Origin of the sequence: Flavobacterium sp. TR2, from assembly GCF_025252405.1 — a bacterium.
GTDB lineage: Bacteria > Bacteroidota > Bacteroidia > Flavobacteriales > Flavobacteriaceae > Flavobacterium.
The window spans coordinates 4,558,693-4,579,481 of sequence record NZ_CP104307.1; the positions used below are offsets into that span (position 1 = coordinate 4,558,693).

Below are 20,789 nucleotides of genomic sequence, written 5' to 3' on the forward strand. Positions count from 1 at the left end.
ATATTAACTAGTTCCGTTAAGTTCCTAAACTATTTCTATAAAACAAAAAAACTGCCTCCAAGGGCAGTTTCTCTTAAATGCATTTATGCATTTGAGTCTCTTTCAAATCTTATTTTATTCCTCCAAAAGCCCCGAAGCACATATTTTTGTGTAAAATTTCAACTTTAGAAAAACCTACTTTTTTCATCAGATCCAATTGATAATTCATCGATCTCGGAGAATCTTCTTTCTCAATGTAATCCAAAACTTTCTGTCGATATTCACTCCCTCCTATTCCTTCCAAATATTCGCCATAACGCTGCCAAGTGTATTCGTTCAATAATTCGGTATCTTGAGTAATTAAATCCGAAATCATCAAACAGCCTCCCGGTTTTAACAATCTGAATAATTTTGCAAAAGTTGTCTCCCAGTCCTTATCATCACGCAAATGATGCAAAACGGCACCCGCTAAAATAATATCAAAGCTGTTTTCTTCTAAATCTGCCTCACGAATATCACCTTGTTTAATTTCAACCTTTCCTTTTGTTTCTGCCGAAACCCTTTCAAAAGCACGATCTAACATAGGCAGACTCAAATCGACCAAGATACAGTTTAAATCCGGCACTTTAGACAACATTTTTAAAGTATAATTTCCAGCTCCGCAGCCCACATCCAAAACATTTTTGGCATTCGGTACAATACGTTTTGAAGCTTCAGTTATCAATTCTAAAGAAATAGTAGCATCGATTGTCGCCACTTGCCCCGTTTCTAAATTTGAAAATCGTTCGACATCATTGTCAAATCGTTCTTTGATTTCTGCAATAGTTGATTTTTTCATGGTCTTTTGTTTTTGTAATCTCTCGCAGATTTCGCGAATCTTTTTGCTATTATGGATTGGAAATATTATGGTTTAGACGATTTTTATCTAAATTAATAATCTGCTCAATCTGCGAGAGGTTTATTTATTTCAAAACTATCCTTTTCATAAATACTTTAAAAATACTATTTTTATCAATTAATAATACTTTTAAAGTATCATGGAATTACGACACTTAAAATATTTTTTGGCTGTAGCCGAAGAACTCAACTTTACCAAAGCATCCGAAAAACTCTTTATTTCGCAGCCTCCATTAAGCCGACAGATTGCTGAACTGGAAGAAGAGCTTCAGGCCAAGCTTTTCATCAGAAATAATAAAAAAGTAGAACTTACAGAAGCGGGAAAGTATTTTGAAAAAGAAATAAAAGAACTTTTCCAGCATCTTGAGCACGTTGCGGCGAAAACAAAAAAGATTGCAGAAAACGTTTCTGGCGAATTTAGGATCGCTTACATCAGCTCGATATATTCTTCTATTATTTCAGATTTAATCAAACATCTGAAAACACAGTTTCCGTATGTGAATTTCAAACTGTTTGAAGTTTCCACCACTAAACAAATCAATGCTTTAGAGCAAGGAAAAATAGAAATGGGAATTATCAGATCGCCCATTCATTCGCCTAAAATAAAATCGCATTTATGGTTTAAAGATGGATTTTCATTGGTTTACAATAAAAAATTTATTCAGATAAAATCTGAAAGTGAAATTACATCCCTAAAAGATGAAACATTCATTTTCTTCAACAAAGACTATGCACCGCATTATCATGAAGTTTTATTAGAACTTTGTGCGTTTTATGGCTTTACGCCGAAGATTATTCACGAAGCCAATAATATTAACTCCATCGTACAATTAGTCAAAAACGGATTGGGAATTTCGATTGTTTCGTCAAACATTGCCAAAAACAATCAGGATCCGGAGATTGGTTTTATTGAATTGAAAAAAGTGAATCTTCAGACAAATGTGTCAATTATAATTTCAAAAGAAGATGATTCTGAGATCACGAAAACTGCTGTTCATTTTTTATTGAATAAAAGCTAAGTTTCGTGGTGAAATTAATCTCGCAAAGACGCAGAGGTGCAACGTTTTTATTTATAAGTTGCGTCCAGCTTTAGCTGGATGGAAAAATAATTAAGTTTAAAAGGCTTTAACCAACAAATACGGGTTTGGCTAAAGCCTTTTCCAATTCAACTTTTACACCTCCAGCTAAAGCTGGAGGCAATTCAAAAAATCCTTAATCTGTAGCTAAAAAAAACTTTGCGTCTTAGCGCCTTCGTAGCTATAAAAAAAAATCGTTACAAATTAGTACAGAAATCCACATTATAAAAAGAGAAGTTTTAAATATCTTAGCAAATTCAAATTCTACAATAAATTTCAATAAAAATGGCCGAGCAATCTTCAATTCAGTGTCCAAACTGCGGAACTCCTATCGATGTAAATGATGTCTTAAAACATCAATTGGAAGATAGCATTCGTAAAGAGTTTCAGCAAAAAGCCAATATTCAAAACCGTGAATTAGAGCTTAAAAGCGAACAATTGGAAAAATCGAAAGCCGAATTTGAAGCGAAGAAAAAACAGGAAAATGAACTTTTTGCTGAACGCCTAGAGCGCGAGAAAAAAACAGCCGAAAAAGAAATTTCTGAAAAGCTGAAAGCAAAACTCGAAGAAGAAAATAAAGACCGTTTGCTTTTGATGGAAAAAGAACTCTCTGAAAAATCGGAAAAAATCAGAGAATTAAATAAAATGGAAGGTGAAATCGCCAAATTGCAGCGCGAAAAACTGGAAATGAAAGAAGCGATTCAAGCCGAAGCCGAAAAGCAATTGAATGCGCAATTGGCTTTGGAACGCGAAAAAATCAGAAAACAGGAGGACGATAAAAACGAACTGAAATTTAAGGAACTTCAGAAACAGCTGGAAGAACAAAAAAAGCTGACCGAAGAAATGAAGCGCAAACAAGAACAAGGTTCGATGCAATTGCAGGGCGAAGTAATGGAATTGGCGATTGAAGAATGGCTGGCCAACAATTTCCCGCTTGACAGTATTGACGAAATTAAGAAAGGCGCCAACGGTGCTGACTGCCTTCAAATTGTCAACACGCGCGAACATCAAAACTGCGGATCAATTTATTACGAAAGCAAAAGAACCAAAGCTTTTCAGCCTTCATGGATCGAGAAATTCAAAAATGATATTAGAACCAAAAGGGCCAATATCGGAGTTTTAGTGACTGAAGTAATGCCTTCGGGAATGGAACGAATGGGTATGCGCGACGGAATATGGATTTGCACTTACGAAGAATTTAAAGGTTTGAGCGCTGTTTTGCGCCAGTCGCTAATTCAGATCAATCAAGCGGTTCAAGCGCAGGAAAACAAAGGAGATAAAATGTCAATGCTATACGATTTCTTGACGAGCAATGAATTCCGTTTGCAGATTGAAGGAATTGTAGAAGGTTTCACTCAAATGCAAAGCGATTTAGATTCTGAAAAAAGAGCCATGCAGAGAATCTGGAAACAGCGTGAAAAACAAATTGAAAAAGTCGTTCACAACACTTTAGGAATGTACGGTTCTATACGTGGCATAGCCGGAAATGCAGTTCAGAGCGTTCGAGCTTTAGAATTGGATTTTATCGAAGAAGAACCGCAAGACGAAGAACCTAAGGAATTGTTTGAATAAATCCTATCAACTCTCCCACGGTTGAAACCGTGGGCTATGTTTCTATTAATTATGCTCAACAGAAACTTGAAACTTGAAACTTGAAACAAAACAAACAAAACCTTTAATCCACCTTCTTAAAAACAGCCAATTTTCCAGAAGGATTAGACAAAGTCAATTGATTGTTTCCAATAGCATACGTTGTTGTACTTTGCAGCGCCTTCAAAAAATCGCCTTCTTTATTTCCTTGAGGACAAGCCATTAATGTAGATACTACTTTTGTAAAGCGGAGTAAATCTTTTTCGAAAAAGATTTGTCCAGTTATGGAATTGCAGCCTCCAAAGCCAGAGAATCGGTTTTCAGCTGAATTAATCTCTATCCTTGGGAATTCTTTCTGAAAGTCTGCAGCAAAAACTTTATAACCGTTTAATTCTTCCAAAACCCAAATATCATGAAGTCGATAATCCGTTAGATATTTTCCGCAGCCGCTTAATTTCTTCATTTCTAATTCTGAGCTGTTTTTAATTTCAACCTTTACGCTATAAGGAGAAATCGCTCCCGACATCGAATCCTGGCAATCTAACTGCTGAATTGTAATCGTTGCAGAAGCAGTCTCGTTACTTACTCTATACATTTTCACATTCGCATCCATCGCTCTAACTGCATCAACCGCAGGAAAAATCAGTTTTTCTTTCCCTGGTATTAAAGACGTAAAAACAATTTCATCATTTCCTATTTTGATTCCCCAAAAAGGTTCATTCCCTGTACCTTTAAAATAGTATTTTAAATCTTCTTCTGTCGAACTTACAGAAGAGTTTGCGCTAGATTCTTTGTTTGCCGCTGTTTTACAGCCTATCATTACAAATGACAAAAACAATATTGAAAGTATATTTTTCATGAGATTTCAGTTTAAAAAATGCTCCTATTTTTAAAACGCCTATAAAATTCTTATGAATTTACGACATTTTTTCGAAAAGCCTATTTAGAATTTTTTCAAATTTAAAAAAGCAAGACAGCTGTAAAATTATTTCAACCCCAGAGTACGTAAAAGGTTAAGTCAAAATACTTAATTTAAAACCCAAATCACGAAACAAAAAATAAACAAATTACGTGTTTTTATAAGCACAAATACTTACATTTACGTAATAACACTTAATTAAAGTAATAAATTTTGCGAAAAGTTCGTTGCAAAATCAGGACAGGAAAAGTATCAAATCACAGTATTTGGAGAAGAACCAAGAAATAGTCTGGCTCCTTTCATCTCACTTTCGACTTTCGACTTTTGACTTTCGACTTTTGACTTTCGACTTTTGACTTTCGACTTTTGACTTTCGACTTTTGACTTTCGACTTTTCTACTTAATTCCCTATCTTTGAAATTCCATTATCAAACCAAAAAATGACTACACCTTTTCAAAAAGCAAGCGAATGGATTGATGCAGAAAATGCACAAGATCCCAACATCGAATTAGACCAAAACAAAGAATACCCAAAAGAATTACTGTATTCTGACAGGATGTACAAAAGACTGATGGAATTTGAGCCTAATGCATCAGAAGAAATTCAGATTGCTTCAAAAGCACAGCACATCTGTCGCTGGAAAGTCGCTCGCGAATCGTACCCAATGGATCGTGTAGGTTATTTAAAATGGAGAGAAGAACTGAAAAAATTTCACGCAAAAACTACTGCAGAGATATTAGAAAAAGCGGGGTACGATCAAACTTTTATTGATCGCGTTTCTTTCTTAATTGAAAAAAAACTGCTGAAAAAAGATGCTGAAACACAATTACTCGAAGATGTTATCTGTCTGGTTTTCTTAGAATATTATTTAGAACCTTTCGTTCACAAACACGATGAAGAAAAGCTGAAAAACATCATCAAGAAAACTTGGGATAAAATGTCGGACAAAGGACACGAGGAAGCCTTAAAAATCAAATATTCTGAAGAAAATTTAAACCTGATAAAAGCTTCTTTGGGATTGTAAAAAAGATATGAAGAAAAGCAATGAGGAAGCTGCAGAAAAAATCACTTTCAAAAATTTACGACGGCTGTATTTTTTTGCGCTTCTTACTATTGCCTTAATCATAATCATCAGTCAGTTTTTAGCACAACACAATCTGAATCAGCAGTTAAGCGATTCTAAAATCATTAATTTTTCGGGCAAGCAAAAAATGCTGAGCCAAAAAATCGTCAAAGAAGTACTGATTTTACATTACGTTTCTGATTCGGCTACTGCCAAAAAAACCTCGCACTTAAAAGAGGTTTTAGAACTTTGGAAAAAGAACCAAAATGCACTGGAAAATGGCAGTGATAGTTTGGCTTTTCCAAAAGAAAAATCAGAAACACTTTCTAAATTATATCTTGAAATCAATCCGATTTTCAATAAAATTGCACAAACTACAGATTCTTTTTTATTGAATTTACAGCAGCAAAAAACAGCTTCAGAAAATCTGAAACTAGTTCAAATTATTCTAGAAAACGAAGGTATTTTCCTTTCAAAAATGAATCAGATTGTAACGCAATACAATCTCGAAGCACACCAAAAAGTAACCGAACAGCGCAAAATCGAATATTGGATTTTTGGTTTCACTCTGCTTGTTCTGCTTTTAGAATTCTTCTTCATTTTCAAAGCAACCAGTTTCAACATTACCGAACGCAAAAAAATGCAACGAGAAGTCGAGCGTTTAAACCTTGAAAACACAACCGAAAAAATCAATCAGCAGAAGATTATTTCAAGCAAAATTGTCGAAAATCAGGAAAACGAGCAAAACCGAATTGCCAAAGAAATTCATGACGGAATCGGTCAAATGCTTACGGGCTTAAAGTTCAGTTTGGAAAGCATTAATCTGGATGATAGAGAAAAATCAGAACAAAAAATTGAGCATTTAAAGAAACTTTCTCTGGATATTATCAAAGGCGCCCGCACCGCAACCTTTAATCTGATGCCACCAGAATTAAGCGGTCACGGCATAGTTTCATCGCTTTCAAAATTAACTCAGGAACTCTCTAAACTTACCGGAAAAGAAATCCTTTTCTACAATAAAACCGATTTCGACCAGCGCTTAGATTCCTTAATCGAAATCAATATTTACCGTCTTACGCAAGAAGCGATAAACAACGCCATAAAGTATGCCGAATCATCGCATATTATTGTCCAGCTTTCGCACAGCGAGACACTTTTAACCATCATCGTAGACGACAACGGAAAAGGTTTCGACATCAATTCGGTAGATAAAAAACGCAACAGCGAATCTGGAATGGGACTTTTATTCATGAAAGAAAGAATCCAATACATCAACGGGCGCGTTTTCATGAACTCCATTCCAGGCGAAGGCACAAGAATTACCTTCGACATTCCGATCTTAAAATAATGTGGCAATATGCCAATTCAAAAATTAGATAATTATTTAACACATTCATAAAAATTATCTAATTGACACATTAACTCATTATCGAATTATCATGGCGAGCCAGTATTAGAAAAAGTGGGCTACCAATCTATGTCTTAATTCGCCCACTTTCCCTAATCCTGTCGGGCTATCCGCTCCGCAGTGGCGGATTGCTCCTATCCCTCTCGCGGGCAAAGGTTTTCAAAAGAAGATTTTAACTTTATTTAAGAATTACAAATCAATTGCCTACAGCTTTAGCTGGAGGTAGGCAAACAAGTTCTAAAAGGGCTTTAGCCAAACTTATTCATTTGGCTAAAGCCCTTTATGTTTTCTACAAAACCTCCGACTAAATCTGGAGGCAATTGAAGCTCAAACTTTGTCAAAGTTGACCATACAAAGCTTTGGAATTTGGAATTTAGATATTGTAATTTAATTTTTCTAATGATTTTTTAATATTAGAATTTGAAATTTCAAAAAATTGGAATTTAAAATCAAAAAAGTACGTATATTAGCGTCTTCCCTTTAGATGAATATACGTAAAAATCCAAAATCAAAATTAAGTAAACTATGAGCAATATTATTCGAGTAGTACTGGCAGATGACCATGTTTTTGTTAGAGACGGAATCAAATCTTTACTTGAAAATGAAGCAAACATTGAGGTTGTAGGCGAAGCAATCGATGGTGCTGATGCTCTGGAAGTCGTTGCTGCGACAAATCCAGATTTACTTATAGTAGATATTCGTATGCCAAATTTAACCGGCATCGAGGTAGTAGAAAAACTTAGAAACGAAAAAAACAGCATTAAAACCATCATGCTTTCAATGCATGAATCTGAAGAATACGTACTGAAATCTATCAAAGCTGGTGCCGACGGCTATTTATTGAAAGGTTCATCAAAAGAAGAATTCTTAAAGGCATTACATAGCGTTGCCAGTGGCGGAAAATACTATAGCGGAGATATCTCTTCTATTTTAATTAGCCAATTGACAAATTCATCTGCATCATTAGAACCTAAACAAACACTAGGCGAAGAAATGATGATTACCAAAAGAGAAAAAGAAATACTTGCTCTTTTATTATCAGGAAAAGGAAACAAAGAAATTGCTGAAGCGCTGGACATTAGCAAAAGAACTGCGGAAGTGCACCGTTTTAACCTAATGAAAAAACTGAAAGTGAAAAACCTAATGGAACTTTCGAACAAAGCAACAGAGTATTCTTTAATTTAAAAAATACGTACAAATACGTAACTATCACAATAGGAATTTTGACCGATAAATTTGGCGGCAAATACGTTTTTTCTCTTTTATTACCACTTTGCTCGATTCTGCTTTTCCTCGTTCAGGAGGTTTAGGAAGATTTTTTAGTCCAATCATCTTCGGATATTTATTGACCGCAACCGGAATCTGGTCAAGCTCATGGATTTTTATTCTTCTCTTCTCAACAAATCTGCCTTGTTTGGATGCATTATACTATAAATCAATTATCTAAAGAAAAACAAAATAAAATCAGCAAGACAAAACTAGAGCCCGCGTATTAGAGATAGAGTTAAAAAGCGAAATTATGATTACAGCGGTAAAAAAACACGGCTTTTTCTTATAAATTTACCACCGTTAAAAAATTTAAAAAATTTATGAAAAAACTTAAACTAATTTTAATTCTTATCGTAGGATTAAGTTTTGAAATTCAGGCACAGGAATTAGATGTCAATCTGCAGATTAGGCCACGTTTTGAATACAGAAACGGCTACAAAACCCTATTGCCTTATGGTCAAGAAGGGACTTCTCAAATTTCGCAGCGTTCACGTTTAAATATCAATTTTAAACAAGATGATTTAATTTTAAAATTAACTTTCCAAAATACAAGAACCTGGGGTGATGTTCCTCCAGCAACGGTTGCCGATAAAAATGGCGTCGCGGTTTTTGAAGCTTGGGCACAATACAACTTTACTGAAAAATGGAGCGCCAGAATCGGACGCCAGGTGCTTTCTTATGACAACCAGCGTATTCTTGGAGAGATGGACTGGGCTCAGCAAGGTCAGAGCCACGATGCTCTTACCGTAACTTTTCATACCGAAACTCAAAAATTAGACTTTGGAGGCGCCTATAATTCAAATGCAGAAAACGTCGTGCAGACTCCATATACCGTTGCCAATTATAAAGCCATGCAATATGCTTGGTATCACAATCAATTTAGCGCTGATTTGGGTTTGAGTTTCCTATTGCTTAATACAGGCTATGAATATGCCAATGCAGATGCAAAGTTATTGGTAGATTACAAGCAAACCTTTGGTCCCTATCTGACTTACAAAAAAGGCAAAATCGACACTAATTTCTGGCTGTACGGACAAACGGGAAAAAGCACCGATCTTCAAGTAAGCGCATACAATGTGGCCGCAAATTTCAATTACAACATAACAGACTCATTTAAAGCAGGTTTAGGTTACGAATTTTTATCCGGAAAAGCTTCAAATGACGGAAGCACAGTCATAAAATCTTTTAATCCGATATTTGGAACCAATCACGGTCTTAACGGTTACATGGATTACTTTTATGTTGGAAATCATTTAAATAGTGTCGGTTTGCAAGATGCTTTTATCAAATTGAATTACAATGTAAACAAATGGCAGTTTGCTTTGATTCCTCATGTGTTTTTATCGGCTGCTGATGTTGTTACGCCTGCAAATGAAAAACTGGATTCGTATTTAGGAACTGAGATTGACGCAACTTTTGGTTATAATTTCAAGAAAAACATTACGGTTTCAGGCGGATATTCTCAAATGTTTGGTTCTAAAACAATGGAATTTATTAAAAGCGGAGATGCAAGCCATACCAACAATTGGGCTTGGCTGATGATTTCTGTTGATCCTAAAATTTTTAGCTGGAAAAAATAATTTTTCATCAAAATTAACCTATAAATTTTACCCTTTTCCTATTTCTGGAAAAGGGTATTTTTTTATTGCAAAATAGTGTAGATTATATGTTTAATTATTTATATTTGAATCGATTATGAACCCCCAATTCTATCCTAATGAAACCATTTCTAAAATTGTCTTTGCTGACTTTTATTGTCACGCAAACAGGTATTGCCCAAAAGTACGATGATGCCTTAATTTCGAAAAACTCTGAAATCAATTTTGCAAAAACGCAAAAAAGAGGAATCAAAAAAAACAACATTGTCTATTATGTAGAAAATGATTTGCAAACCATTTCTGCCTACAAAAGAAAAAAACTGAAATGGCAGACCAATGTAATTTCAATCTGCGGAAAACCAAAAAAAGGAGAACCTGAGATTAGATATGTTGGTTATAACTCAGACAAACTGCTTATCGTTATCGGAAAACATAATTTTGCTGAAATCGACATTAATAGCGGTGAGACAAAATTTGTTGGTTAAGATTAAAAAAAAATAAACATATAAACTGCCCTTTTTCTATTTTGAGAAAGGGTATTTTTTTTGTTTAATGTAAATTATTCTAATTTTTTAATTGATACATTTGATGTATGAAGAAACATAAAAGTTTTGCAATTATACTCTTAATTATTCTCTTTTCAAGCTGTGAAAAGAAAATGACCGATTTAGAATTTGAAAAAAATGTAATGACAGAAATTTTTCCTAGTCTAATAGATTCAACCTGTATGGATACAAGGCTATTTATTAATTTTCCTCCTGAATATGGTGAGCCAATATATAATAAAGCAGGTCATTACGTAGGTGTAGATAGCACAAAAGCAACAAAAGAACAAAAGCAAAAATTATTAGAGTGGAAAATTAATACAGAGAAAATAAAAAAAGACACATCAAAAATCATAATTGCATTTGATCCTATAATAAAATATAGCAGGGAAGATTTAAAAGAATATCTTAAAAAATATTTTAAAAATACAAAAGCATTTGTTCCAAAAGAGAAAGTATACAATGAATATAATTTTGACTTTGCAAAGATCAAACTTAATAACAGATTTGAATTAAGAAACAGAAATCAGTTTCCTAAAGAAAGAGGCAAAATTTGGGAAACTAAATATAACTTTAATTTTTCAGGAACTGTTTTCTTTACAAGAATACAATTTGATCAAAATAAAAAATTGGGGGTTTTAAATGGAGGTTTTGTTTGCGGGAGACTTTGCGGTCAAGGTTTTAGAATTTATATAAAAAAAATGAATGAAAAGTGGATTATCGATAAGATTGAAGAAACATGGGTTTCTTAGAATTATCCTTTAATAATTAAATTCAATATATAAACCATGAACAACTGGACTCAGCGTTGGGACGACCGTTATAAAAGCGAAGAATTTGCATACGGCGAAGAACCCAATAATTATTTAAAAGAACAACTGGAAAAATTAAACCCAAGTACAATTCTTTTTCCTGCCGAAGGCGAAGGACGAAATGCCGTTTTTGCCGCAAAATTAGGATGGAAAGTTTCGGCTTTCGATATTAGCGAAGAAGGAAGAAATAAAGCTTTAAAACTTGCTGAAGCAAATAATGTTTCGATTGATTATCAGGTTGGCGAACTAGAAACACTGGATTTTCACGAAGAGCAATTTGATGCTGTCGCATTGATTTATGCGCATTTTCCGGCTGAAATTAAATCTGAAATTCATCAACGATTAAATGCTTTAGTACGCAAAAACGGCATTATTATTTTTGAAGCTTTCAGCAAAAAGCATTTAGAGTATGTAACCCAAAACGAAAAAGTCGGCGGACCAAAAGATATTGAATCCTTATTCTCTATCGAAGAAATAAAAACCGATTTTACAAATTATGAAATCATCGAATTGGAAGAAAAAGAAATCGAACTCAGCGAAGGTTTATTCCACAACGGAACGGGTTCTGTAATTCGATTTGTGGGAAGGAAAAAATAAATATTTGCACACCATTCATTTTAACACACAGAAACTTACACATAGATTATATGTGAAAATCTAGATTTCTAAAATCATTTTATTTAGGAATTCAAAATTCTATGTTTCTATGTGTTAAAATGGAGAAACACTGCAGTGCAACTCTACAAAAGATCTCTTAAAAAATATTCTTTTAGAAGATAATTTGTAAACTTGAAAAAATAGTAACGACAGTATAAAACAACTGCTGAGCTTTTAGAAAAATACAGACAAAACAAACTCATTTCCAAAGCTTTAAAATTCAGAATACGGAGACGAGACACAAGGAATTCCAAAAGGCCTTTTGTTTGAGAATCTTTCAGAAACCTACTGCTGTTCTCTTTGTGAAGCTTCTAAAAGCAATTTTAGATTTTTGGAAACCGTTGAAAATTAATGCGTTCTATTATTTATGTATTCAAAAATTGCGTATATTTAGCTTAACTAAGAATTCACAGCAAAGCAATACACTTCAAAAGCTTTAATCTGCTTGGTTAACATCTATTTATTCAATAAAAAATACAGTTATGATAAAAAGAACAACACAATCTTCTGCTGAAAAAGCTACTGATGTTCCAGCAGAAACAGCTGTAGAAAGCACTACAGAAACACAGACGCAGCCAGAAGCCAAAACAACAATTAGAAGAACAACCAAAACTGCTGCAAAACCTACGACAGTAAAGGCTCCAGCGACCAAAACGACAACTGCCAAAGCACCTGCGGCAACCGTTAAATCAACTGCAAAAACACCAGTGAGCGCCGCGTCTAAAACAACGCCTAGCGCAACTGTAAAAAAAGCAGCAGCAACACCTGCTAAGACAGCGCCTATTGTTTCTGAAATTGTAGAAATTAAAACTGATGATATACCAGTTCCTTTTGAAGAAAACAAGCCAGTGGTGACTGTCGAGAAAATTGGCAAAGAAAAAAACGATATAAAATCAAAACTGAAAGCTAAGCTTAAAGCCAAAAAAGAGAAAGAAAAGAAAAGGGAAAAAGCGATTAAGGCAGTGATTAAAAAATTAGAAAAAGCTAAAAAAGCAAAATTAAAAGCTGCCGAAAAGAAAAAAGAAAAGGCTAAGAAAGCAAAAGAAAAAGCGAAAGCTAAGAAACTTGAAAAGAAAGCGAAAGCACAGAAAAAGGCTAAGGCTAAAAAGAAAAAATAACTGCAAGAAAGGTTTGACTTTGAGAGTTGAACCTTTTTTTATTCGCTCCAGCGAGTCCATTACAGATTAGGCTTCTCCCGAAGTTTCGGGACGCTCAGCCTGACAAACGTTGTGTCACCCTGAGCGAAGTCGAAGGGATATTACGTTGAATCATTCATAATTCATAATTCATAATTCATAATTCATAACTATCACCCCCCAATCGCAATCATGCTGCGATTATCTGAGTGAAGTGACGGATCATTGATTTCGCTTACTGTAGACATTCCGGCACGAACTTCCTTTTTGTTCTGAATCGATGCGGCAATCAAGCTGGCAATAGATTCTCCATTTCTAAAAGCGGTCAACAAATCGGTTTCTGAATTGGAGAATAGGCAGTTTTTTATTTTTCCGTTTGCCGTCAAGCGGATTCGGTTACAGCTATCGCAAAACGGATTTGTTATGGAGCTAATGATTCCGAAATCGCCTTGAAAATCTTTGATTTTATAATTTCGGGCGGTGAAGTTTTTTTCATCTTCCAGTTTTTGAATTTCTTCTGAAGAAAAAACACTTTCAGCTGCAGCTAAGATTTCTTTCTGCGAAACCATTTTACTCCTGTCCCACTCGTTTCCTGCAAAGGGCATAAATTCGATGAAACGGACAGAAATTGGAAGAAATTGCGTCAATTTTACAAAATCGACAATTTCGTTGTCATTAAACCCTTTGATCAAAACCACATTTACTTTTACCTGAAAATCATTTTGGAGAAGCAGATGCAAATTGCCAATCACTTTCTCAAACTGATTTCGAAGCGTTATAGAAGCAAATTTAGACGAAACCAGAGTATCTAGACTCAAATTGATTTTTCTAACTTTAAACCGCTTTAAAGTCTCGATATGACGGTCAATTAAAATTCCGTTTGTCGTTAAGGAAAGTGAAATCTCTAAATCAGATAATTTAGAAACAATTTCAGGAAAATCCTTTCTTAGTAAAGGCTCTCCGCCTGTTAACCTTATTTTGTCAACACCGTTTTTTACGAAAGTCTGGGCAATGGCAAAAATCTCGTCGGCCGTCATCAAACTGGCTTTTGGAGATAATGCAATTCCATCTGCAGGCATACAGTACGTACAGCGCAGGTTGCATTTTTCTAGCAGTGAAATGCGCAGATAATTGTGCTTGCGCCCAAAACCATCCGTCAAAATAGTGTTAGAGGCTGTCATGGTTTTTTCCTTTTAAAATATGAAAAACGTGCATAACGTGAGGAAACACGGCATCCATCGATTCTTTTGCCCCGTTTGTAGAACCCGGCAAGGCCAAAACCAGACTTTTGCCCAAAGTTCCCGCAACACTTCTCGAAAGCATTGCATAAGGCATTCTCTGCTGTCCATAACTGCGAATAGCTTCTTCGATACCAGGAATTCTGCTTTCTAAAATTGGCTCTAAAGCTTCTGGCGTAACATCTCGTGGCGACAAACCCGTTCCTCCCGTAAAAATCACCAGCTGGTTTTCTTTAGCAAGAGCTTTTGTTTTCTCCTGAATAATATCCAGCTCATCCGGAATGATTTCGTAATGAGAAGTCTCCACTCCGTGCAATTCTAATTTTTCGACAATTGCTTTTCCTGAGCGATCTTCTTTATCGCCTGCAAAAATCGAATCGGAACAGACAAAAACCGCTGCTTTTATAGTGTTTGGAAACTTATTTTTGAAAGATGACTTTCCGCCTTCTTTATTGATTAATTTGATGGTTGAAATCTCAATTTCCTTATCTATCGGCTTGAGCATATCGTACATGGTAAGCGCTACAATTGATGCGCCGTGCATTGCTTCTACCTCAACTCCAGTTTTGTAGACCGTTTTTACTTTAAAAATAATCTGAATTTCTAAACCTTCGATATGATATTCAACAGAAGTAAATTCAATAGGAAGCGGATGGCAGTCCGGAATAGACAAATGCGTGTTTTTTACCGCAAATAATCCAGCCGTTTTGGCCATTTCTAAAACATTTCCTTTAGGCACCAAATTATTGACAACGGCATCAATCGTTTCCTGTTTGCTGACTTTTACGATTGCAGTTGCAGTTGCCACTCTTAAAGTGCTTATTTTATGCGTAATATCTACCATTTTATTTTCTTAGGTATTTTGTTTCCAAGTGAAGGTATCATTTTCAAACATTTCTTTGCCAAAAATCGGCACATCGGTTTTAATCCAGTTTACAATAGCTTCTGTCGCTTCGTAAACTTGCTTGCGACGTGTTGCCGAAACAAAAACAAACAGACAGATTTCGCCCGCTTTTACAACGCCTAAGCTGTGATAAATATGCATACAGGTTAAGTCAAATTTAGCGAACGCTTTTTCGCGAATGGCGTACAGTGCTTCATTTGCCATATCTTTATATGCCGAATAATCAATTGCAACGACTGTATTCTCGTGAATAACATCTGCGCGAACTTGCCCTAAAAAGATGTTATGCGCCCCAATAGTATGTTTGGATTGGTGCTTGGCAATCGATTCTGCAATAAATTCAGGAGAAATTGGTCCTTCTACAAATACATTTTTACTCATTTTTTATTTTTTTTTAACAGCCACGAATTCACGAATTTTATTTTTAAAATCTATACGCAAAATATTTGTTTAATTCGTCAATTGCCTCGACAGTTCGTTTTCACTCGAGTCGTAGCTATTCTTTTTACTTAGTACATTTTTCATTGCCAAAGCTCCGCCAGCAATGCTTTTTATATTTTTAAATCGATGCTTTTGAAGCAATTCGGCTGCAATTTTACTTCTAATTCCAGATTGGCAAAAAACATAGATTTTTTGGTTTTTATCCAGTTTTTCAATTTCTTTTTCCAAATGCATCAACGGAATCTGAATTTGATTTTTTATACTGATTTTTGGCGATTCGTCAGTATTTCGGACATCTAGAAAAAGAGCTCCTTCAGTATCTATTTCATTCAATGCAGCTTCAAAATTTATTTCTTCAACTTCGCATTTATTGTATTTTTCTTCGAATGCTTCTCTAGTTATGGCTTCAAAATTGCTTTTTTCAAAATCATACTTTTGCTGTTCATTATTCAAAGTATTATAAACCAATATTTTTCCGCTCAGGACCTTGCCAATTCCCAGAATCATTTTTAGGATTTCATTAGCTTGAAACATCCCGATAATTCCAACCGAAACGCCAAGAACGCCAGCATCTTCACAATTTGCAGCATTCGAATTTTCATCTGGATACAAACATCTGTATGTTGGACCGTTTTGATAATTGAAAACCGATACTTGTCCTTGAAACCTGAAAATAGATCCGTAAACCATTGGCTTCTCTGTCGCCAGGCAGGCATCATTTATTAAATATTTTATTGCAATGTTATCTGTTGCGTCTACTATAATGTCATATTTTTCAAATAGAGAAATAGCATTTTTTCCAGATAATTTTTCAGAAATTGATTTTACTTTAACCAAGGGATTCAAGTCAGAAATCATTGCCTTGGCTTGCTTTGCTTTAGATTTTCCTATAGCGTCAGTTTTGTAGATAACTTGTCTCTGCAAATTCGAAATTTCGATAAGATCATCATCTACAATTCCAATTTCGCCAACTCCAGCTGCAGCGAGATAAGGCAGAATTGCAGCGCCCAAACCTCCAGAGCCAATAACCAAAACTTTTGATTCCAATAATTTTTGCTGACCCGCCTCTCCTATTTCAGGAAGCAAAATCTGTCTATTATATCGTGCAGTTCCACTCATCTTTTAATTTTTTTAGCCTCCTGCAAACGGCGGCAATAAAGCTACGATATCATGTGTCTGCAATGTGTAATCTGCAGTTTTGGGAACTATTTTTTGATTGACCGCAACACTGAAAGTCAGCGATTCAAACTCATATTTTTTGTTTAAATCCTGCAATAGTTTTTGCAATGATAATTCTTCTGAAAAAGACAATTTTTCGAATTCACATTTTGTTTTTTCAGCAACAGCTCCAAAATATTTTACCTCAATCATTTTTATAAATTTAAATTCTGAAAAATAAATTCGTCATCAAAGTGTTCTTGAAAATACGAGATCCAGCTTGATGTATTTCTCACTACTTCGCCAATGACAATTATTGCCGGCGATGCTATTTGTTTTTCAGCTACCAATTTAGTGATTGTATTGATAGTTCCTATCACTTTTTGTTCTGAATTTTTCGTTCCGTTCTGGATAATGGCAATGGGCAGATCGTCATTTCTGTTTTGCTGATAGATCGAAATGATTTCGTCCAATTTATGCATCCCCATTAAAATAACAACTGTTGCCGCCGATTTTGATGCCAACAGAATATCGTTTGATAATTTATGGTCTGAAGTAGTTCCTGTAATTACCCAAAAACTTTCGGCTACTTTGCGCTGGGTCAAACTGATTCCAACTGAAGCAGGAACTCCTAAAGCAGATGAAATTCCAGGGACAATTGCGGTTTCGATTCCGAAATCTTCTGCAAATTCGATTTCCTCGCTTCCTCTCCCAAACACAAACGGATCGCCGCCTTTTAAACGAACCACGTGTCCGTGAGCTTTTGCCATAGAAACAATTAAATCATTAATCTGATCTTGCGTATAAGCATGACAGCCTAAACGCTTTCCAACAAAAACAATTTCTGCATTTGATGCATATTCTAATAGTTCTTCGTTGACCAAGGCATCATATAAAACCACATCAGCGCTTTTTAATGCTTTTATTGCTTTCATTGTAATCAATTCAGCGTCGCCTGGACCTGCGCCTACAATGGTCAATTTTGGTGTTTTTAAATTTCGCATAATCCTTAACTTAAATTGATATTCAAATCGTTTAATTCGTCGGCAGAATTAATATTGGTCAAAGGAAAATTTTCACTTTCTTCTATATTGATAATCTGATGAGGCAGTTTTGCCAGCAAATCCATTATTTTTAATTCATTAGCATCGATGGCTTCTTTTATAGTCGAAACGATATTTTTTGAATAGATCCCAATTAATGGATGCGTTTTGCTTTCGGAGGCAAAAACTGTAATTCCAGCTTCTTGGGTATGCTTTGAAATTAATTCCTGCAATAATTCGGTTGAAATTAACGGAATATCACAGCTTAAAATCAGATTGAATTCGGTTTCTGAATGCGATAATGCGGTATAAATTCCACCGAGCGGACCTTTATCTAAAATTAAATCTGGTATTTTTTCGTATGCTAAATAATCATATTCTTTTGATGCCGTAATCAGTTTTATCTGATCTGTTATTGGCAAAATCGCCTGAATGATGTGTTCTATAAATGGTTTATCCTGAAACAAAACCAATCCTTTCTCTGATTGCATTCTGGTGCTTTTTCCTCCGCAAAGAATAAATACTGTTAGTGTTTCCATGGTCGTTTTTTGTTTCAGGTTTCAAGTTTTCTTTGTTTCAGGTTTCATGGTTTGCCAGGCTGAGCGTCCCGAAACTTCGGGAGAAGCCCACATTCCAATTGGAGCGCCCTTCGACTTCGCTCAGGGTGACAATCTTTATTTAAGTTTCAGGTTTTGCCAATCTATGTCTCCAGCGGTTGAAACCGCTGGCTATGTTTATATGGCTTCCTTTAACATTTGATCTTCAAATATAGCCCAAGGTTTCAACCTCTGGAGCACCCCAATAAGCAAATCAATTTTTCAAGGAAAAATCAATTTAATGCTTGCCATTAAAATCACTGTTCCTAAAACCATTTTTAATGTTCTGTTTGAGAAGGAACCGCTGCCGTAAAACCCTCCTAACATTCCTCCTACAACCGCAATTGGAACTAAATAAAAACTTTCCATCGGAATTGTTTTTCCTCCTAAAAAGAATCCCAGCATTCCGGCAAATGAATTCACAAAAATGAATAAACTCGAAATCGCTGCCGATTCTTTGACTGAGGCCCATCCTAAAAATAACAGAATCGGACTTAAAATAATTCCGCCTCCAATTCCTAACATTCCTGATAATAATCCGATGACAAATCCAATTGCTAGGGCAAACGGAAGGTTGATTTTTACTTCTTCTTTTTCTTTAAAATTAAATACTCCAAACAACCTCAGCGCTGCAAAAACCAATACAATTCCTAAAACAATTTTATAAACTGCATTCTCTAAAGTTATAAACCCACCAATAAACGCTGCCGGAATTGATGCAATGGCAAACGGATAAAACAGCTTGGGTTTGAAATAATTATTCTTGTAATAAAACAGAAACGAAATGCTCGAAACAAACAAATTCAGCAGCAAAGCCGATGGTTTCATGATCGAAACCGGAAAAGCAAAAATGCTCATCAAAGCCAAATATCCAGAAGCTCCTCCGTGCCCAACGCTTGAATATAAAAATGCAATGACTATTAAGGCAAAACTAAACAATAGTATATTTTCTGAATTTAGGAGGCTCATTTTGCTTTTTGTTTTATTTGTTTTATTTGTTTCAAGTTTCAGGTTTCAAGTTTCAGTTTCAAGTTTCAGGTTTCAGTTTCAAGTTTCAGGTTTCAGGTTTCAAGTTTCTCCCGAAGCTTCGGGATCAAGTTTCAGGTTTATCGCTGTGTGTTTTTATTTATATAGCGCTCTTTATTTTTTATCTAAATTTATTTCTAAGAGTCATTAATCAATTGGTAAAATTGTTACTGACGCACCTTTTTTAATGCTTTCAGTATCATGCGGGACAATGACCAAACCATTTGCTACAGCAAAAGAATTCAGCATTGAAGATCCCTGTCCTTGTAAGATTTCAACGCTAGTTTCATTGTATAATGCTTTCAAGAAAAGAGTTTTTCCCGTATCATTTGCTATTGCATTATCTAATTTTCGAACAATTTTTGGCAAATGCGTATTAGAAAACCCCATTTTGTTTTTGACTGCAGGATATACGTAAATATAAAAATTAGTCAGTGACGAAGCTGGGTTTCCTGGCAATGCAAAAACCAGCGTATCTTTTTTGGCGCCAAAAAACATCGGTTTTCCGGGTTTCTGATTGATCTTGTAAAAAAGCTCTTCTACGCCATTTTTCAACAATGCCTCTTTCACAAAATCATAATCTCCAACTGAAATGCCGCCAGAAACCAAAACAATATCATTCTTTTTAAGAATTGATTTCAATGCTTGCTTAGTCGCTTTTAAATTGTCTTTAACTGTATGAATTTTAATTTTATCAATTCCGATAGTTTGCAAAGCAGCTTGCAGCATAACGGAGTTGCTTTCGTATATTTTTCCTTTTGAAAGTTTTTTTCCTAGCTTTACCAATTCATTCCCTGTGACTAAAATTGCCACTTTCGGCTTTTTATAAACTGTAATTTCTGTTATTCCTAAACACGCTAAAAAGCCAATTGCGGCAGGAGTAATTAAGGTATTAGCGTCAAAAACAACATCTTCCTCATTAATTTGTTCCCCTTTACCTCTTACATTGGAAAAAGGTTCTGGCATTTTTGCAATCAAAATCGAATCTCCGTTTACCATCACGTCTTCCTGCATTACTACCGTATCTGCACTGTTTGGAACGTATGCGCCTGTAAATATGCGTACAGCTTGATTTTCTTTTAATTTTATATTGGCATGATCTCCTGCCTGAGAAATTCCGACTACATCAAATTGATGTCTTCGCGAATGGATAAAAGCATAACCATCCATTGCTGACTGGCGAAACGGAGGCATCGAAATTGGCGAATAAATTGTTTCTGCCAAAATATATCCCAGTGCCTTACGCACAGAAATTTTTTGAGTTGACAAAGTTGAACTATTTGCAGCGACAATTTCTAAAGCTTCTTTTACTTCTATCATTTCTGTTAATTATAAAACTAAATAATAATACTTGATAAAAATATAAGTATTTATCGTTAGGTTGGTTAAAAAATTTATTATTTCTTTTGGTACTATAAAATTACTCTAATTTA

General features: G+C 35.0%; 22 protein-coding genes and 1 pseudogene. 11 read left to right on the top strand and 12 right to left on the bottom strand.

The window, feature by feature from the left end; all coding sequences use genetic code 11:
* Positions 1–109: 109 nt before the first annotated feature.
* A complete protein-coding gene (locus tag N4T20_RS19415; RefSeq protein WP_260670713.1) occupies positions 110–817 on the bottom strand; it encodes a class I SAM-dependent methyltransferase in 708 nt (235 codons plus the stop codon).
* 199 nt (positions 818–1,016) lie between these two features.
* Between N4T20_RS19415 and N4T20_RS19420 the strand changes: the two genes are divergently transcribed.
* Both N4T20_RS19420 and N4T20_RS19425 read left to right on the top strand, forming a co-directional pair.
* Entirely contained in the window at positions 1,017–1,895 is an 879-nt protein-coding gene (locus N4T20_RS19420) for a LysR family transcriptional regulator (protein WP_260670714.1), read from the top strand.
* Between the two features lie 342 nt (positions 1,896–2,237).
* Positions 2,238–3,524, top strand: coding sequence for a DUF2130 domain-containing protein (locus N4T20_RS19425; RefSeq protein WP_260670715.1), 1,287 nt, complete (start codon positions 2,238–2,240; stop codon positions 3,522–3,524).
* A 103-nt stretch (positions 3,525–3,627) separates the two neighbouring features.
* Here the strand turns inward: N4T20_RS19425 and N4T20_RS19430 are convergent, their stop codons facing one another.
* Positions 3,628–4,401, bottom strand: coding sequence for an META domain-containing protein (locus tag N4T20_RS19430; RefSeq protein ID WP_260670716.1), 774 nt, complete (start codon positions 4,399–4,401; stop codon positions 3,628–3,630).
* 500 nt (positions 4,402–4,901) lie between these two features.
* Between N4T20_RS19430 and N4T20_RS19435 the strand changes: the two genes are divergently transcribed.
* The 8 genes and pseudogenes from N4T20_RS19435 to N4T20_RS19470 all read left to right on the top strand — a co-directional run.
* Positions 4,902–5,486, top strand: coding sequence for a DUF4202 domain-containing protein (locus N4T20_RS19435; RefSeq protein ID WP_260670717.1), 585 nt, complete (start codon positions 4,902–4,904; stop codon positions 5,484–5,486).
* A gap of 7 nt (positions 5,487–5,493) precedes the next feature.
* Complete coding sequence (locus N4T20_RS19440) at positions 5,494–6,873, top strand: ATP-binding protein (RefSeq protein WP_260670718.1); 1,380 nt, start codon at positions 5,494–5,496, stop codon at positions 6,871–6,873.
* Positions 6,874–7,458: 585 nt separating this feature from the next.
* Positions 7,459–8,118 carry a response regulator transcription factor gene (locus N4T20_RS19445; RefSeq protein ID WP_260670719.1) on the top strand — a complete coding sequence of 220 codons (660 nt, stop codon included), beginning with the start codon at positions 7,459–7,461 and terminating at the stop codon, positions 8,116–8,118.
* Between the two features lie 404 nt (positions 8,119–8,522).
* Positions 8,523–9,782: an alginate export family protein gene (locus N4T20_RS19450; protein ID WP_260670720.1), complete on the top strand. Its 1,260-nt coding sequence runs from the start codon at positions 8,523–8,525 to the stop codon at positions 9,780–9,782.
* Positions 9,783–9,919: 137 nt separating this feature from the next.
* On the top strand, positions 9,920–10,285 hold the full coding sequence (locus tag N4T20_RS19455) for a hypothetical protein (RefSeq protein ID WP_111379137.1): 366 nt from the start codon (positions 9,920–9,922) through the stop codon (positions 10,283–10,285).
* Positions 10,286–10,392: 107 nt separating this feature from the next.
* Positions 10,393–11,097, top strand: a complete 705-nt coding sequence (locus tag N4T20_RS19460) for a hypothetical protein (RefSeq protein WP_260670721.1) — start codon at positions 10,393–10,395, stop codon at positions 11,095–11,097.
* Between the two features lie 36 nt (positions 11,098–11,133).
* Entirely contained in the window at positions 11,134–11,754 is a 621-nt protein-coding gene (locus N4T20_RS19465; protein WP_260670722.1) for a class I SAM-dependent methyltransferase, read from the top strand.
* 295 nt (positions 11,755–12,049) lie between these two features.
* Positions 12,050–12,166: pseudogene (locus N4T20_RS19470) on the top strand (hypothetical protein); the annotation flags it as partial.
* A 108-nt stretch (positions 12,167–12,274) separates the two neighbouring features.
* Here N4T20_RS19470 and N4T20_RS19475 read toward each other — a convergent pair.
* The gene (locus N4T20_RS19475; protein ID WP_260670723.1) at positions 12,275–12,658 is read right to left on the bottom strand and encodes a hypothetical protein; all 384 of its coding nucleotides are present in this window, start codon (positions 12,656–12,658) and stop codon (positions 12,275–12,277) included.
* Positions 12,659–12,665: 7 nt separating this feature from the next.
* Between N4T20_RS19475 and N4T20_RS19480 the strand changes: the two genes are divergently transcribed.
* Complete coding sequence (locus N4T20_RS19480; protein ID WP_260670724.1) at positions 12,666–12,932, top strand: hypothetical protein; 267 nt, start codon at positions 12,666–12,668, stop codon at positions 12,930–12,932.
* Positions 12,933–13,123: 191 nt separating this feature from the next.
* On the opposite strand, the gene moaA is transcribed toward N4T20_RS19480, so the two are convergent.
* The 9 genes from moaA to glp all read right to left on the bottom strand — a co-directional run bounded on the left by moaA (position 13,124) and on the right by glp (position 20,676).
* Positions 13,124–14,131 (bottom strand): GTP 3',8-cyclase MoaA, encoded by a 1,008-nt coding sequence (moaA, locus tag N4T20_RS19485; protein ID WP_260670725.1) that lies wholly within the window; start codon positions 14,129–14,131, stop codon positions 13,124–13,126.
* Positions 14,118–15,032: a bifunctional molybdenum cofactor biosynthesis protein MoaC/MoaB gene (gene moaCB / locus N4T20_RS19490; protein ID WP_260670726.1), complete on the bottom strand. Its 915-nt coding sequence runs from the start codon at positions 15,030–15,032 to the stop codon at positions 14,118–14,120. Before moaCB ends, moaA begins: the two co-directional genes overlap by 14 nt.
* A gap of 9 nt (positions 15,033–15,041) precedes the next feature.
* Positions 15,042–15,473, bottom strand: a complete 432-nt coding sequence (locus N4T20_RS19495) for a molybdenum cofactor biosynthesis protein MoaE (RefSeq protein ID WP_260670727.1) — start codon at positions 15,471–15,473, stop codon at positions 15,042–15,044.
* Positions 15,474–15,542: 69 nt separating this feature from the next.
* Positions 15,543–16,652: a HesA/MoeB/ThiF family protein gene (moeB, locus tag N4T20_RS19500; RefSeq protein WP_260670728.1), complete on the bottom strand. Its 1,110-nt coding sequence runs from the start codon at positions 16,650–16,652 to the stop codon at positions 15,543–15,545.
* Positions 16,653–16,664: 12 nt separating this feature from the next.
* The gene (locus N4T20_RS19505) at positions 16,665–16,904 is read right to left on the bottom strand and encodes a MoaD/ThiS family protein (RefSeq protein WP_260670729.1); all 240 of its coding nucleotides are present in this window, start codon (positions 16,902–16,904) and stop codon (positions 16,665–16,667) included.
* A 2-nt stretch (positions 16,905–16,906) separates the two neighbouring features.
* Complete coding sequence (gene cobA, locus N4T20_RS19510; protein WP_260670730.1) at positions 16,907–17,695, bottom strand: uroporphyrinogen-III C-methyltransferase; 789 nt, start codon at positions 17,693–17,695, stop codon at positions 16,907–16,909.
* A 5-nt stretch (positions 17,696–17,700) separates the two neighbouring features.
* Positions 17,701–18,273 (bottom strand): molybdenum cofactor guanylyltransferase, encoded by a 573-nt coding sequence (locus N4T20_RS19515; RefSeq protein ID WP_260670731.1) that lies wholly within the window; start codon positions 18,271–18,273, stop codon positions 17,701–17,703.
* 279 nt (positions 18,274–18,552) lie between these two features.
* Positions 18,553–19,299 carry a sulfite exporter TauE/SafE family protein gene (locus tag N4T20_RS19520; protein WP_260670732.1) on the bottom strand — a complete coding sequence of 249 codons (747 nt, stop codon included), beginning with the start codon at positions 19,297–19,299 and terminating at the stop codon, positions 18,553–18,555.
* Between the two features lie 204 nt (positions 19,300–19,503).
* Positions 19,504–20,676 carry a gephyrin-like molybdotransferase Glp gene (gene glp / locus N4T20_RS19525; RefSeq protein ID WP_260670733.1) on the bottom strand — a complete coding sequence of 391 codons (1,173 nt, stop codon included), beginning with the start codon at positions 20,674–20,676 and terminating at the stop codon, positions 19,504–19,506.
* Positions 20,677–20,789 lie beyond the last annotated feature (113 nt).